The following is a 14451-nucleotide window of genomic DNA, read 5'->3' as shown; positions in this document are numbered from 1 at the left end:
TACTATAGGGGACGCCCCCTCGCCGGCGAGTCGCCCGATGCCTAGCACGCGTTTAGCCCAGCCCTGAAGCATGAGAACCACGACGGGCACGAAGGACACGACGGCTGCCCTCGCGGGTCCAAACGTGACGGCTCTTCCGGTCGCCGTCCCACCCCGGCTCGCAGAGCACCCGGGTGCAGACCCGGCGGAGCATGCGTCGTGCTCGTTGTGTCCGTCGTGGTTAAACAAAAAACGGCCCGCCTGGGAGCCAGGCGGGCCGCTCGTTTCGATTTGGGATCGGAGTGCGGCTCAGGCCGACGGGGCGGGGTCTTCGCCGTTCTTCCACGGGCCGGCCAGCTTCTGGTAGTCGGGCGGGATGAGCTTGCTGCCCTTGTCGCCGGCGTGCCAGCCGGGCACGTGCTTCGGCGAGGCCTCCTGGTAGGACATCTTCTCCCACTGCTTGGCCCACGACTCGTCGGCGTCGGAGTAGGTGAGCGAGTCGGGGTTGAAGTGGAACGCGCGGCCCTCGCGGTAGCTCTTCGCGCCGAGCTTCACAACGGCCATCGCGGCGGCGCCCAGCTCGGGCGAGCAGTTGACCTCATCGGGCGTGTCTTCCTTCACGCACTTCACGAAGTTCTTGAAGTGGGCGAAGGAGGTGTCTTCGGGGCGGCCCACGTCGACGCGCTCGTCCTTGATCGACGAGTCGTGCGTGACCTGCGGCCGCTCGGCGACGAAGTCGTAGCCCGAAAACTCCTCGCCGGTCCCCAGCACGGCCGAGCCGAAGTGGCCGCGGATGATCTGCCGGATCGGCGTGTTGCTGCAGCACATGGTGGCCGTGACCAGGCCCTGCACGCCCTGCGGGAAGTCGGCGACCACGGTCGCCACGTCGGGCGCCTCGCGGCCGTCGTACTCGAGGTAGATGCCCCCCGCGCCGACCACACGGCCCGGCCAACGCAGGCCGGTGGCTTTGAGCATGGAGGTCGTGCGGTGCACGAACAGGTCGGTGTACAGGCCCGAGCCGAAGTCCCAGTAGCAACGCCACTGGGCGAAGCGGGCGCGGTCGAAGGGCTGCTCGGGGGCGAGGCCCTCTTCGTGGCCGACGAACGTGGCCCAGTCGATGTTCTTGGGCGTCATGTCGCGGGTCAGCTCGTAGTACCGCCACTGGCCCATGTCCGAGTTGCGGAAGAACTCGGTCTGGTACTGCATCACCTTGCCGAGCTTGCCGGCGCAGATGTCCTCGTTGATCTTGCCCCAGACCGGCAGCGACGTGCTCTGCACGCCGACCTGCATCGTCTTGCCGGACACCTTCCACGTGCGGTAGACCTCGACCGCCTCGTCGACGGTGTGGGTCATCGGCTTCTCGCAGTACACGTGCTTGCCGGCCTTGAGCGCGTCGATCGTCTGCCGCGCGTGCCAGTGGTCGGGCGTGGCGATGACGACCGCGTCGATCGAGTCGTCGTTGATGATGTCGCGGTAGTCGCCGGTCTTCGACACGGCCTTGCCGGTCTCCCGCTCGATCCACGCGGCCTTGTCGTCGCGGTAGCGGCTAAACACGTCGCACACGGCCGCGCACTCGACGGAGCCGCCGTTCTTCTGCAGCTTGATCGCCGAGTTGATGTGCGTGTCGCACCGGCCGCCAACGCCGATGAAGCCGATCCGCAGACGGCCGTTGGGCCCCGTCGATCCGCTCGCCGCTCCGAGCGCCGAAGTCCCTACGGCCGAAGCGGCGGTGGCGCCAGAAGCGGCGAGGAATCCCCGGCGGGAAAGACTAGCTGGCTTCATCGAAGGAGTCTCCAAATAAGAACAGGGCGGCCAACGCGAGGCTCGGGGCCCCCGAAAGGCCCCGCGACAAGCCTAATAGGCGACCGGGCAGGATACCAGTTCCCCGGGGGGGTGTGCCGCCACCGGAGACCCCTATTATGCGGGCGCGAATCGTCGGGGGCCAGTGCCGCGGGAGGGATCCGGCTGAGGGCGCCGGCGGCTCGACCGCGGGCCGTGGGCGGCAGCGGCCGCCGCCGAGGGGCCTCTGGCGAGGGCCTGCCGCCAGACCTGACGCGCCGCGGCCGGCGGCGCCGACCGAGAGGAAGCCCTGCGGCGGCTACGGTTTCACCACCCGCGACGCGAGGCTCAAGACACGCCGGAACGGACGCGACACGATTCGCGAGCCGGGCGCCACGCGCAGCAGCATCTGGTAAGGCCTGCGAGAGAGCGGCGCCTCGCGCGCGGCCGCCAAGGCCAAGCGCCACGCCGGGCCCCGGCCGCTGTCGGGCGTCGCCAGGCGCCGCCGGGCGCTGTCGAGCAGGAACAGGTGCGCCACCCCCGCCCGCGCGAGCTCGTCGCGGTGCTTGCGGAAGAAATAGGCGCGGACGTCGTGGTTCTCCTGCGCCTGCAACGACTTCCGCTCCAGCCCGTGCGCGGTAGACGAGCTGACGGTCGTCGGCACGGACCGATTCCGCCCCGAGCCGATCCGGATGGCGCCCCCGGCGTTGGGCGTCGGCGCGATCGCCGCGCCCGACGCCGCGGGTTGCGGCCTAACCCGACGCGGCCGCGGCGTGAGTGATGGCGCTGCGTCGCCTGACGTGTTCGACCATGTGGACGACGAGCCGCGCGAACGCTTCTTTCTTGCTCGCAGTGGCCGAACACACGTCTTCGATCTGCTCGCGCAGCTCGGCGAGCTCTTCCAAGTCGACGTAGTAGGTCTGGTCGCAGTCGATCACGTGCATCGACCACTCCGCGAACACCCGTGAGGAGGCCTCTTCCGTCAACAGGACCGTGACGGACGAGTGCCGATGGTCACGCCTGATTTTCCTCATCAAGCCCGCAACCAACGCGTCTTCGCCCTCGAGCACCTGCACAAAGTAATTGCCGATCCGCAGCAGCACGCCCGAGATCTCCACCCGTGCGTTCGCGGCGGCGAAGCGGAAGCACATCGACTGCAGGTCGCCGTGCGTAAACGCCTGCTCGGCTTTGCTCACGTACATGGTTCGCATCATGGGCGGGGCGCTGCTTGGAGTCGATGGAACTCTTGGTTGGGGCACTCCGGAGCACGGGTCGCCGACGACCCGGCAAGAGGAGAGTAGCTCGCGGAAACCCGCCCCTCGGGTCGATCGACTCCGCGGCGCCCCACGCCCTGCGCGCCACAACCGTCACACACGCCAAGATCCTTCGGCGCGTGGCGCGCGCACCGGCAGGCTGCGGGCCAGCCCGCAGCCCACCTACCGCCGACCCGTGGACGCCGTCAGCCGCACCCTTGCCGCCGTCACCGAGAAGACGGCTTCGGGTCCTTCCGGGTATGCGGCCTCCGGGGCGGAGATCCCTCGGCGTGGGCGGGCCCCTCCAGCGGGGCTCGGCAAACGCCGCTGGCCGGTCGAGCGGGCGATCGCATGGGTCCAATAACACCGGGAAGTCAGCGCCCGACGCGACCGCAAAGCGACGCACTACGACGCCTTCGTCGGACTCGCCTGCGCACTCATCGCCTACAAACGACTCGCGGCGTAACGGCTGCGGCCACAGGCTCCAACACCGCTGGGGTAGTCAGGATGGGCCCGGGGCGGCTCATTCGGATACGGATGAACGGGCGCGAGAAGCAGAGCGGTGATCACTCGGCCCCGGGCAAGCGTGGGCGGCCCGAGCGTCGCCGCCGAACGGGTCGCCGGGCTCCGGCCCCATGGTGATACGCAGCACGCCACCGTTCACGATGTCGTCGTGAAGCAAGACCGGCGATCGCAGGGGAACGCCGTTGAGCAGTGCGGACTGGATGAAGCGATTCTTGCGGCTATTGTCGGAGACGCGGATCTGAAAGGCGCCGCCGCCCGGCGTCGCGATCTCAGCGTAGTCGCACTCCGGGCTTCCGAGGACGTACCTGCCCCCGACCGGATCGACGGGATAGAAGCCCAACGCCGAAAGGACATACCAGGCCGACATCTGGCCGCAGTCCTCGTTGCCACACAGCCCGTCTGGCGAGTCGCTATACATCTCATCCATGATCTGCCGTACTCGTGCGGCGGTCTTCCATTGCTGGCCGGCGAACGCGTAGAGGTAGGCGATGTGGTGGCTGGGTTCGTTGCCGTGCACGTACTGACCGATAAAGCCCGACATGTCGAGCGAGGCCTCGGCGTTCTTGGTCGAGTCTTGGCGGAAGAGCTCGTCGAGCCGCCTTACGAACGCTTCCTCACCTCCCAAGAGGCCGATGAGCCCTTCCGGATCGTGCGGTACTAGCCAGAGGTACTGCCAGGCGTTGCCCTCACAGTAGTCGTCCGCTCGATGCCTTGAGGTAAATGGGTCGAAGGGCGTGTTCCAGGAGCCGTCGGCTCGTCGGCCACGCATGAAGCCGGTCTCCGGATCGAAGTAGGCCTCGTAATGCTTCGACCGATTCAGGAAGTACTCGTAGTCGTCTTGGTGACCGAGGTGCTTCGCCAGTTGGGCGATGCACCAGTCATCGATCGCGTACTCCATCGCGAGCGCGACCGACTCGTGCATCGCGTCGGCGGGGATGTAGCCACGCTCCTTGATGTGATCGAGGCCACGCTCGTCACGCATCGCGGTTGCCTTGGCAGCTTGGAAAGCCGCCTCGGCATCGATCCCCTCGATCCCCTTCAGGATGGCGTCGACGACGACCGGCACGGCGTGGTAACCGACCATGGTGTCGGTTTCGTTGCCGAGCAGGTGCCAAACGGGGAGTTTGCCCTGCTGACGGTTGATCGCCAGCATCGAGTTCACCATGTCCTTAACGCGATCGGGCTGGGTCAACGTGAGCAACGGGTGCGCGGCCCGGTAGGTGTCCCACAGCGAGAAGATCGAGTAGTTCGTGTGCGTCGCGTCGCGGTACACCAGCTTGTCCGTCCCGCGGTAGTCACCGTTGTGGTCGTTGAAGAGGACGGGCGCGATCATCGTGTGGTAGAGAGCGGTGTAAAACGTCCGCATCCGCGAGCGATCGGCCGACTCGAACCGCACGACGCTCAGCTCGCGCTCCCAAGCCGCCTCGGCGGCGGCGGCCGCGGCGTCGAAGTCCCACCCGGGCGCCTCGGCTCGCACGTTCTCCAGCGCGCCCGACTCGCTGACCGGGGAGAGGCCGACCTTCAACAGCACGGTGCGGACCCCTTGCTTGAAGGAGAGCACCGCGACGTCTGCATCGATTCGGCGGGCGGCGTCGTCGGCCGCCGCCGATTCGCCGCCGCGGAAGAAGGCGGCCGACTCGATTGGCTCGGAAGCCTCCAGCGCGAAGAAGACACGTTGGTCCTCCGCCCAGCCTGTGGAGAAACGGCGGCCGACGATCCGGTCGGCGCCGTCCGGTCGCATCTCGGTAAGCGTCGCCCGCCCCGAGCCGTTCTCGAACTCCAGGTCGATCGCGATTCGCGGAGCGACGCCCTCGGGGAAGGTGTAGCGGTGCCAGCCGACCCGCTCGGTGGCGGTCAGCTCGACTCGGATGTCGTCGTCCATCAGGCGGACGGCGTAGTAGCCCGCTTTGGCGGTCTCGTCGTCGTGCGAGTAGCGCGAGGCGTAGCCGTCCTCGGGGCGTTCCCGGGTCCCCCGGGCGTGGCTGACCTTGCCGACGAAGGGCGCCACGACGACGTCGCATAGGTCGGGGATGCCCGTGCCGCTCAAGTGCGTGTGGGAGAAGCCCACGGCGACGTCATCCGAGTAGTGGTAGCCGGAGCACCAGTCCCAGCCCTGGTGGAAATTCGTCAGGCCCAACTGCACGGCGCCGAACGGCACGCTGGCGCCGACAAACACGTGACCGTGGGCGTCCGACCCGATCAACGGATCGACGTAGGCCGTGAGCCGTTCTTGCTGTGCTAAGCCGACCGCGCTGGACAACAGGCACGCGACGGCGAGCGGGTGCGGGACTCGCGGGCACTTTGGTTTCATCGAAGCCGATCCGAGTAGAGAGATTTAGTCTGAATGGATTTGTTGCAGCGCGTACGCGTAGGCGCCGACCGCCGTCGCGTGGTTGGCTCCCAGCAGCGAAACGCCAACGCCGAGCCGCGCGTCGGGTTGGCACGCGATCGTGCGTGAGCCCCGCGGGACGGCCACACGGTGCTCGGAGCTCGCGCCGAAGGCCGCGAGCCCCTCGTCGGTCCGCAGGTCGAAGACCTTGTGGGGCACGCGGGGCACGGCGGTTCCGTCGGGGCCGCGGAGCGACGCGGTGACACTCTCGCACAGCGCCGGCATGAAGAGGTCGGCGGCCCCGGAGAGGCCGCCGCCGATCACGACCAGAGCGTCTAGAAAACAGGTCGCGGTGGCGATCGTCCCGCCGACCGCTTCGCCGAGTCTCGCGAACGCGCCGCACGCGGCGTCGCGATCCCCCGGCGTCCTGCCGTGGGCGATCTCGGCGATATCGGCCGGCGTCGGGGCTTCGTCGAGCGGGGTCTTCGATTCGGTTGCGTAGGCGCGTCGGACCGCGCGGATGCTGGCGTCTTCCTCGGCCAATCGGTCGCTCGCGAGGGCGCTTGGCAGACGCCACACCTCGGTGGCCGCGGAGTTGTCACCAGACAGCAAGCGGCCGTCCACCACCGCGCCGCCCCCCAGTCCGGTTCCCAGGGTGACCGCGAAAAGGTTGCGGCACCGGCGAGTTGAGCCGGCCTCGGCGAGTCGCCGGTTCACGTGCGGGAGCAGGCCCGCCGTGGCCTCCCCGAGGGCGAACAGATCGCCATCGTTGTTCAGGAAAGTTGGCAGACCGAAGCGATCTTCCAGGAAAGCCGCTACGGCGACGCCATCGCGGTAGGCCGGCAAGTTGCCGACGTTGAACACGACCCCGTTCGGGAAGTCAGCGGGGCCTGGGAACGCGAAGCTGATCGCGACCGGCCTGGCATGGACCGACGCGGCGACACGCTCGAACCCAGCGACGAGGTTGTCGAGGCTCGCGTCTAGGTCGTCCGCGCACGAGGGCAGCACACACGGTGTCCCGACAAGTCGGCCGCCCTGGAGGGCAGAAAAGGCGAAATTCGTGCCGCCGGCGTCGAGCGTGAGGACGACACGCTCGTCGGACGCGTCGAGCAGCGGGGCTGACCTAGCGGCGTTCGGTGCGGCGGCGGTCACGTGACCTCCTGCGCGCCGAGGGTGAGCCGCCGGACGTTCCACAAGCCGAGCGTGCCGATGTCGGCGAAGCTTGTGGCGGTGCTTGTGGCGGTCGCGATCGTAGGGCGTAGGGTCGCCATGCGGTCGATGACTCGTGGGAAACTTGGGGGTTGGTGTCAAGGCAGCGACGGGAACCCGGCGCGCAGCAACTCCGTGAGCTGTTCGACGCGGTCGGCGTACGCGGGCGATTCCGCGAGGTTGTAGTACTCGTCGGGGTCCTCGGGATGTTCGTACAACTCGACGCCCCCCTCGCCCTCACGCCCCCAGCGGATCAACCGGAAGCGATCGGTGCGGACGCTGTATCCCATGCCGACCCCGCCGCGTGTGACCTGGGTGTAAGCCGCCGTGTGCCGATCGCCGGCATCGCGGCCCTCGATGACGTCGCGCAGGCTCTTCCCAGAGAGCCTGTGCGGCGGACTCAAATCGCAGTAGTCGATCAGCGTGGGGTAGAGGTCGAGCAACTCGACGACGGCGTCGCTGTCGGAGCCGGCGGCCGCCGCACCGGGGACCCACACCATCAGCGGGGTTCGCGCGCCAAGCTCGAAGATCGTCACCTTGTTCCACCACCCGTGCTCGCCGAGGTGATAGCCGTGGTCGCCCATCAAGATCACGATCGTGTCGTCCCACAACTGGAGGCGATCCAAGCAATCGAGCACCTTACCGACCTGGGCGTCGACGAAGCTCACACAGGCGTGGTACGCCCGCTTGATCTCGCGGCGGTCGCGATCGGTGAAGATCGAAAAGTCGTAGCTCCGCGGCAGGGCGTGGCGTGACAGCGGCGAGCGGTCGTCGGGCGCCCGCGGCAGGGCGACGTTCGCGGTTTGGTACGGCTGGAAGTACTCACGCGGGGCGATAAACGGGTCGTGTGGCTTGTGGAAACCGACGCCCAGGAAGAACGGTTCTTTGTGGGCCGCTTCGAGCACACAAACCGCCTCGGCGGCGAGCATGCCGTCGGGCTGCGCGGCGTCGCCCCCGTCGGCGGCGAGCCAGCGACACCACGGGATGCTGCCGTCGCCGGCGCGACGGCCTTCGCCCTGCTTGCCGACCGCGGGGCTGCGTCCCAGGGCGCGGTACCGATGCTCGAAGGAGAGGTCGTCGCGGAAGAGGGTCGATTCGCCGCGCTCGTCGAGGCCTTGGTGGAACACCTTGCCCAACCCGGCCGTGCGGTAACCGGCCTGTCGGAACGCTTGGGGCAAGGTCACGAGGTCGGGGTGGACGCGGCGCAGCGGCTTCTCGTTGCTGTAGATACCCAGCTCGTCGGGCCGCTTCCCGGTCAGGAACGAAGACCGACTCGCATTGCAAACCGGGTACTGGCAGTACGCGTTGTTGAAGCGGACTCCCCGCTCGGCGAACGCGTCGATGTTGGGCGTCTGAACCGCGTCGACGCCGTACGAGTGCAGTTCGGGCCGCAGGTCGTCGATGACGATCAAGACGACGTTCGGGCGCGACACCGCGTCGGCCGCCGCCAACCCGACCAGCAGCAACGCGCCCAGCGCCAGACGCACCCGGCACGGCGTGGCGCCAACGGCGGCCTCGATCCGACGGGTTGCGATCGTCATGGCTCCCTCTGCGGCATGCGGTTCGACAAGGGGCGTTCTCCGCGGAACAAGCGGGCGGCTTCGCCGGTGAGCCACAGGTAGTGGTCGCTCGGGAGCCCGTCGTAGGTGAGAAAGGTCGCCCCGTCGCCCACCGGGGGGCTGTTCGTGCACTTAAAGATCGCCGTGCCCTCGTCGACCTCGTCGAACATCGCCACGTAGGCCATCTCGGCGCCGGCGCGGCGGGCCGCGACGAACTGCGACCAGAGGAACCGTCCCCCCTCCCGAGGGATCGCGTCGAGCTTCTCGCCCTTCAGGTTGTGCCAACTGAACCCCGGGAAGACGACCGGCAGGTAGTCGACGCCGTGCTCGTCGCACCAGTCGCCGTCGGGTTCCCAGTAGGCCTCGGCGTGCTCTGCGACACCGCGGCGATCGCGGTAGCGCCCCGGCGTCCACGGGCTGATCACGTCCGCTAAGCGGATAACGTCGTGAAGCTGTGGGTCGTTGATCGAGTCGCGATCGAGCTTCCGCCAGCCGGTCGGAACCCCGAGCATGACCGCACAGCCTTGCTCCTTGAGATCGGTGACCAGCCGCCGGCACTCCTGGAGCGAGTAATCCCGCGGCTTGCCGCCGTCGGTGAACCCCACGCCCCAAACGGCGACCAGTGGCTTGCCTCGATGATGCAGGTAGGTTGCGTCGGCGGTCACTCGCAGCCGGTCACGGAGGGTGCGCCAATCGTCGGTCACGCGGGCCGTCTCGCCGGCTCGGAGTCCGGAGAGATCGTACATCACGGCGTACACACGGCCCGTGGCGTGAGTCGCGGTCCGGACTCCCTGGAGAACGCGGTTCTTGTTCGCCAACAGGCGCTCGTTCGCGAGGCCGTTCGCGAACCGTTGGAGGAACACGCCGTCGATAGTGTGTTGCTCCATCCACTCGAAATGCCGGCGGATCGTCTTCGGGTGGACGCTGCTGAACACCTCTGCGGGACGGCCGTCGGCGAGTCGGAACTCGGTCGCGTGCCGTTCGTCGGCGTCCAGCTCGCTGACGTCAGGCCAGAGGTCGACGGTCACGTTCCCGGGTCCCAGCGGGTCGCGACCCCGTCGTGCCCAGTGCTTCCAGCCGAGCCCCATGCCATCGTCCGGAGCGTTGAACCACCCCTGGTATCCGCACATCACCTTGCCGTGGAGCGTGGTGGCGTCGACCGCCGCACGCTGCATCTCCGACCGCGGAACCGGTTCGTTCTTGGTCTGCTCTAGCGCGGTGAACGCGCGGTCGGCGAGGCGCTCTTCTTCGGCGTAGCGGTTGTGCTGTTCGGCGGGATCAGCGTCGAGGTCGTAGAGCTGCCCCTTCGGGCCGCCGGCGGTCGGCTCGATGCGTGTAGGATCGGAAAAGCCCCCGGAACCCAAACCGGTGATGAGCTTCCATGCGCCGCCGCGGATCGCGAAAACCTCCGGCGCGCTGCCCGCCTGGGTGACCACCGGGGGGCGGGCCGCGTGGTCGGTCGGCTGCACGCCGAGCAACTCGGGGAGCAGGTTGTAGCTATCGACCGCCACCGAGTCGTCGAGCGACTCACCGAAGACCTCGGCGAGCGTGGCGAGCAAGTCGGTGAAGCAGATCGTCTGCCGCGAGATTGCGCCCGCTCGGACCACCCCCGGCCACGTGACCACGAAGGGCATCCGGTGGCCGGCCTCCCAGGCGTCGCCCTTCATGCCGCGGAGTCCGCCCGCCGAGTCGTGGCCGAAGCGCTCGACGTCGGCGTCGTACCAGCACGGGCCGTTGTCGGAAGTGACGACCGTCAGGGTGTCCTCCCACAGGCCGGCCTCCTGGAGCGCGCCGACGACCCGCCCGATTTCGGCGTCGACCATCTCGACGAAGTCGCCGTACAGGCCGACCTCGCTCTTGCCGCGAAACTCCGGCGAAGGGAGCCACGGCGTGTGCGGGGCGGGGTACGCCAGGTAGAGCATGAGCGGGCGCCGCTCATCGGGCCGGCGGTGGGCTTCGATGACTCGCAGCGCCTCGTCGGTGAACGTCGGGAGCACGTCCTCGAGCCGCATGCCCGGGGCGATCTTGCCGCCGAGCCGGCGGCGGCCCTGTATTTGTGACCAATCGGGCGAGAACTTGTCGTCGATCGGCTGTGTCGGCGGTTCGACCGCCCGGTCACCGCGGATGTAGAAGTAAGGGGGGATGTCGGTCGACGCTCGGATCCCGAAGAACGTGTCGAAGCCGCAGTCCACCGGACCGCCGCGTAGGGGGCGGTCGTAGCCGCGCTCGTTGAACCCGAGGTGCCACTTGCCGACCATCGCGGTGCGATAGCCGGCGCGTCGCGCGAGGGTTGCGATGGTTTCTTGGTCGGGGCGTATCAGGGCCTCGGTCGGCCAACGAGTGACGTCGGTCCGAAACGGGTAGCACCCGGTGATCAGCCCGTAGCGTGACAGGTGGCACAAAGGCCCCGGGGCGTGGGCGTCCAGGAACCGCATGCCGTTGCGGGCGAGTCGGTCGAGATTCGGGGTGCCGATCCGCGAATCGGGGTTGAAGCAGGCCGGGTCGCCGTAGCCCATGTCGTCGACCAGCACGATCACGACATTCGGCAGCGCCGGGCCCGGCGGCGCCGACGCACAGCTAGCGACCGGGGCGGTCGCGGCCCATACGGAAAAGAGAAGTCCGGCCGCTATACCGCGGAGCGGGGTCGATCGTGGCCAGCGCGGTGCGGGGCCGACGGTTCGTTGTTTTAACGTCATCAGGAGGTGGCTCGGCGGATTGTCGGTCGGTGAGTCCGCCTAGCGGCCCGGAGACTCGAGTGAAAAATCGGCGTCGTCGGCGCCGCCGGTCGGCACTTCGAAAACTAGCGGTGTCTCTCGGTAGTGGGTGTACTTCCGCGGGATCGATTCGGGCACGTCGATGATCTCGCGGTCCATGACGCCCTCGGCGAGGTGCGCTTGCTTGGTGCTCACGACCACCCGATGGCGGCCGACGACGGCGCCGGAGCGTGCGTGCTCGTCCTGGGTGGTCAATTCGTAGCGTCCGTCGGAGTCCGTCAGTCCCTGAGAGTACGGCCCGGACTCGCCGTCTTCGTTGATGGTGGTCGGCATGAAGACGACTTTCGCCTCGCTGACCGGTTTGCCGTCGAGAACGACTCGGCCGCGGACCTCGGCGAACTCGAACTTTGAACTGTTGCAGCCGCAACTCAGTGCGAGCAAGAAGCTCAAGGCCCCCGCGACCCGACCTGTCACGCCGGTTGATCCAGACCGCATGGTTACCTCCCGATTGTCATGCCGAAGATCGAGCCACGCACCGAGCACGCGCAGGCGCGACGCTACTCCAAACCGTCTTCGCCGGCGATCGTCGCCAACGCCTCGTAGACCTCGCCGTTGACTACGGTGGTGACGAACGCGACCGACCCATCGACGCGGAGCCAGTTGCCCCCGTCGCCGGTGTGGGTCGAGCCGAAAGCGCGGCTGCACGCCCACTTCGGCGCCGTGACCAGGTTGTTGAGGCAGAAGTCGACGTCGGTGGACCGCAGGAGCGGGTCGGCGAACGCCTCGCCGCGTGCGTACCACCGCTGTGAGAGCGCCCAGTAAGCGGGCCGGGCGGGGTCATCGCCGGTCGCGTGGAACTCGCCGACCATGAAGGTCTTGCTCGTGCCGTCGATCACGTGTCGCATCTGCGAGGGGCTCGTCCCCGGGATGCCGACGTTGTGAAACAGCCCACGGCGGTTCCAGACGTTCTTCATGTCGTCCACCATCGGGTTTGCGGCGCCGTCGTAGGGGCTTGTCCAATTGATCCAACGCCCGTCCTGGGTGATGACGCCGGCCACCGCCTTGTAAGAACCGGCGGCGATCGCCCCGCCCCATTCGTTGGCGAACGCGTCGGTCGGGCACAGCGCGTTGGGCAGCGGGCTGTCGCGGACCCGTTGGTTGGCTAACCCGTCGCCGTCGGGATCGCCGACCTCGAGGTTGTGTTCGTCGTGGTCGTACATGTCGTACAGGGCCTGCTGCTCCAGGTACGGCAGCGACTCGATCATCCAGTTCTCTCCGCTGCAGTCGTGCTGCGAAGCCTCGCCGCGTGGGCAGTCGAACGGGTGCAGATCGGGATTGCGGAAGCCCCATAGACCGTAGGTGACGGACCCGGGCGGCAGTTCTGCGTTGGCGGATTCGTAGTTGAGGATTGCAAGGCCGATTTGCTTCATCTGGTTGACACACTGGGCCCGGCGGGCCGCCTCACGCGCCGACTGCACGGCGGGCAGGAGCAGAGACACGAGGATGCCGATGATCGCGATCACGACAAGCAGCTCGACCAGAGTGAAGCCACCCGGGCGGGCCGGCAGGTCACGGCCGCACGCGGGGACGCGCTTCGTGGGACGATCGGCTTTCATTGGGTGGCGCCTTTGTTTGCTTTGCGATTCGACGAGAGGGGTCGTCGCCCGACGTGCGCGGCGACCGCCGAGAAGGTCAGCAAGAGCGATTCGGGCTCTGGGATCGTCAACAGGGCTCTCAGAGTGGCGTCGGTGACCGCGGGGTGGGCCCGCCGCATGACGAACCAGTCGGCGAAGTCGACGACGCCGTCGTAGTTGAAGTCGGGCCGCGTCAAGCGACTCGCGTAGCCGCCCACCCGAACGCCATCGATCAGGTTCTCCGAGTTCCAGCTGGCCGCGAAGGCCGTGATGTCGTCGTGGTCGAGATCGCCGTCGAAATCGGCGTCGCCATCGATAAGGTTCGGGGCGCCCGGCGTGGTGTGCCGTCGCAAGAGATCGAGGTACTTCGTGCCGTAGCCCTCGTAGGTCTTCCCCTGCGTCAGCTCCGTGCCAGACGGCGAGTCGTCCCGGCTGCTCGGCGGCGCGAGGATCGTGGCCTCGATCTGGGTGTCCTCGTGCCACTCGTTGAACGAGTTTACCAGCAGCAGGTTGTCCGACGCAGGGTTCACGTGGGGCAGGCCGGCTTGATCGATCAGGTCGGTGAAGACAGCCCCCGCGTCGGCGATCGTCTGGCCGCTGTAGTAGCGGCCTGTCGCCTGGTTGCCGTCCCGCACCGCGCGGTCGTTGTAACCCGGCGTTACGCCGGGGATCACGGCCGCGCCGGCCGACTCGGCCTGGGCGTACTTCGTCGCGGCGCGGGTGATGTCGGACGGGGTCACGACCCCGTCGTTCATGCCGGACATCGCGTAGACGTCGAACGTCGTGACCGCGTCGAAGTGGCTCGCTCGCGTGGCGTTGAAGCCCGACCCGAACACCTCGTCGCCCACGACGTAGGGGTCGTAGCCGTAAGCCGATTGCACCGCCTGGCGGGCGGCCGCCAGCGCCGGCGCGGCGTCGGGGTCGTTGAAGTAGGCCCGCGTCACGTACATGAAGACCACCGGGCGACCGTCGATCCGGTAGTAGTTCGGGTCGTCGAAGACGTTCTCCGCGAGGTACAAGAAGTCGGGCGTGAGCGTCGAGAAGTCGGGCGAGCTGAACGAGCCGAACCGGCCGGTCGACTCGTAGTGGACGGCGTAGTCGAGTTCGCCGGCCCGGGGGTGGGTGAGGATGCGTGTCTGCAGCACGGTGTCCTCGATCGATCCGGGCCCCCACCAACTGCTCGCCCACAACGAGATGTTGCCGCGGTGGCTCTGATTGATGTGCTCGGCGATCACGTCCGGGTTGGAACTCGGCGAATACCCGGCGGTGGGGCGGTGGTCGGTTGGGGCCATCCTGGCGCGGAGCGTTTCGTTCCAGTCGTGGGTGTCCCACCAGGGATAGTAGTACGCGCCGACAGTCGGTTCGTCGCTAGCGCTGGCCCGCGGAGTCGGGCCGAGCAGGCCGACGGCCGCCACAGCGATCGCTGCTTGGCGGAGTCGGTGAGTCCAATGAAAGGGGGACATGAAGAGG

The 14451-nt window shown here is 67.9% G+C and carries 11 protein-coding genes; all 11 read right to left on the bottom strand.

All coding sequences use genetic code 11. The features are described from left to right. Nucleotides 1–288: 288 nt before the first annotated feature. Nucleotides 289–1761: a Gfo/Idh/MocA family protein gene (locus RIC11_RS03185; protein WP_350208387.1), complete on the bottom strand. Its 1473-nt coding sequence runs from the start codon at nucleotides 1759–1761 to the stop codon at nucleotides 289–291. Nucleotides 1762–2077: 316 nt separating this feature from the next. Further along, nucleotides 2078–2422, bottom strand: coding sequence for a hypothetical protein (locus RIC11_RS03180; protein ID WP_350208386.1), 345 nt, complete (start codon nucleotides 2420–2422; stop codon nucleotides 2078–2080). Between the two features lie 88 nt (nucleotides 2423–2510). Continuing rightward, nucleotides 2511–2969, bottom strand: coding sequence for a BLUF domain-containing protein (locus tag RIC11_RS03175; RefSeq protein WP_350208385.1), 459 nt, complete (start codon nucleotides 2967–2969; stop codon nucleotides 2511–2513). A gap of 565 nt (nucleotides 2970–3534) precedes the next feature. Continuing rightward, entirely contained in the window at nucleotides 3535–5847 is a 2313-nt protein-coding gene (locus RIC11_RS03170) for a GH92 family glycosyl hydrolase (protein WP_350208384.1), read from the bottom strand. 24 nt (nucleotides 5848–5871) lie between these two features. Then, the gene (locus RIC11_RS03165) at nucleotides 5872–7017 is read right to left on the bottom strand and encodes an ROK family protein (RefSeq protein ID WP_350208383.1); all 1146 of its coding nucleotides are present in this window, start codon (nucleotides 7015–7017) and stop codon (nucleotides 5872–5874) included. Further along, entirely contained in the window at nucleotides 7014–7136 is a 123-nt protein-coding gene (locus RIC11_RS03160) for a hypothetical protein (protein WP_350208382.1), read from the bottom strand. The genes RIC11_RS03165 and RIC11_RS03160 overlap by 4 nt, the downstream gene beginning before the upstream one ends. A gap of 36 nt (nucleotides 7137–7172) precedes the next feature. Then, nucleotides 7173–8615 carry a sulfatase gene (locus tag RIC11_RS03155; protein ID WP_350208381.1) on the bottom strand — a complete coding sequence of 481 codons (1443 nt, stop codon included), beginning with the start codon at nucleotides 8613–8615 and terminating at the stop codon, nucleotides 7173–7175. After that, the gene (locus RIC11_RS03150) at nucleotides 8612–11170 is read right to left on the bottom strand and encodes a sulfatase-like hydrolase/transferase (protein WP_350208380.1); all 2559 of its coding nucleotides are present in this window, start codon (nucleotides 11168–11170) and stop codon (nucleotides 8612–8614) included. The genes RIC11_RS03155 and RIC11_RS03150 overlap by 4 nt, the downstream gene beginning before the upstream one ends. A 198-nt stretch (nucleotides 11171–11368) precedes the next feature. After that, nucleotides 11369–11788, bottom strand: a complete 420-nt coding sequence (locus RIC11_RS03145; protein ID WP_350208379.1) for a transthyretin-like family protein — start codon at nucleotides 11786–11788, stop codon at nucleotides 11369–11371. Nucleotides 11789–11904: 116 nt separating this feature from the next. Then, nucleotides 11905–12963, bottom strand: coding sequence for a DUF1559 family PulG-like putative transporter (locus RIC11_RS03140; RefSeq protein ID WP_350208378.1), 1059 nt, complete (start codon nucleotides 12961–12963; stop codon nucleotides 11905–11907). Next, nucleotides 12960–14444: a DUF5010 domain-containing protein gene (locus tag RIC11_RS03135; RefSeq protein WP_350208377.1), complete on the bottom strand. Its 1485-nt coding sequence runs from the start codon at nucleotides 14442–14444 to the stop codon at nucleotides 12960–12962. Before RIC11_RS03135 ends, RIC11_RS03140 begins: the two co-directional genes overlap by 4 nt. Between the last annotated feature and the right edge of the window lie 7 nt (nucleotides 14445–14451).

This window comes from Botrimarina sp., from assembly GCF_040219535.1.
Classification (GTDB): domain Bacteria; phylum Planctomycetota; class Planctomycetia; order Pirellulales; family Lacipirellulaceae; genus Botrimarina.
This window is presented reverse-complemented; position numbering and strand designations above follow the sequence as displayed.

Bases quoted from the DNA above. Each gene is read 5' to 3' on its own strand.
- RIC11_RS03185 (WP_350208387.1), bottom strand. From the start codon at position 1,761: ATGAAGCCAGCTAGTCTTTCCCGCCGGGGATTCCTCGCCGCTTCTGGC.
- RIC11_RS03175 (WP_350208385.1), bottom strand. From the start codon at position 2,969: ATGCGAACCATGTACGTGAGCAAAGCCGAGCAGGCGTTTACGCACGGC.
- RIC11_RS03170 (WP_350208384.1), bottom strand. From the start codon at position 5,847: ATGAAACCAAAGTGCCCGCGAGTCCCGCACCCGCTCGCCGTCGCGTGC.
- RIC11_RS03160 (WP_350208382.1), bottom strand. From the start codon at position 7,136: ATGGCGACCCTACGCCCTACGATCGCGACCGCCACAAGCACCGCCACA.
- RIC11_RS03155 (WP_350208381.1), bottom strand. From the start codon at position 8,615: ATGACGATCGCAACCCGTCGGATCGAGGCCGCCGTTGGCGCCACGCCG.
- RIC11_RS03140 (WP_350208378.1), bottom strand. From the start codon at position 12,963: ATGAAAGCCGATCGTCCCACGAAGCGCGTCCCCGCGTGCGGCCGTGAC.
- RIC11_RS03135 (WP_350208377.1), bottom strand. From the start codon at position 14,444: ATGTCCCCCTTTCATTGGACTCACCGACTCCGCCAAGCAGCGATCGCT.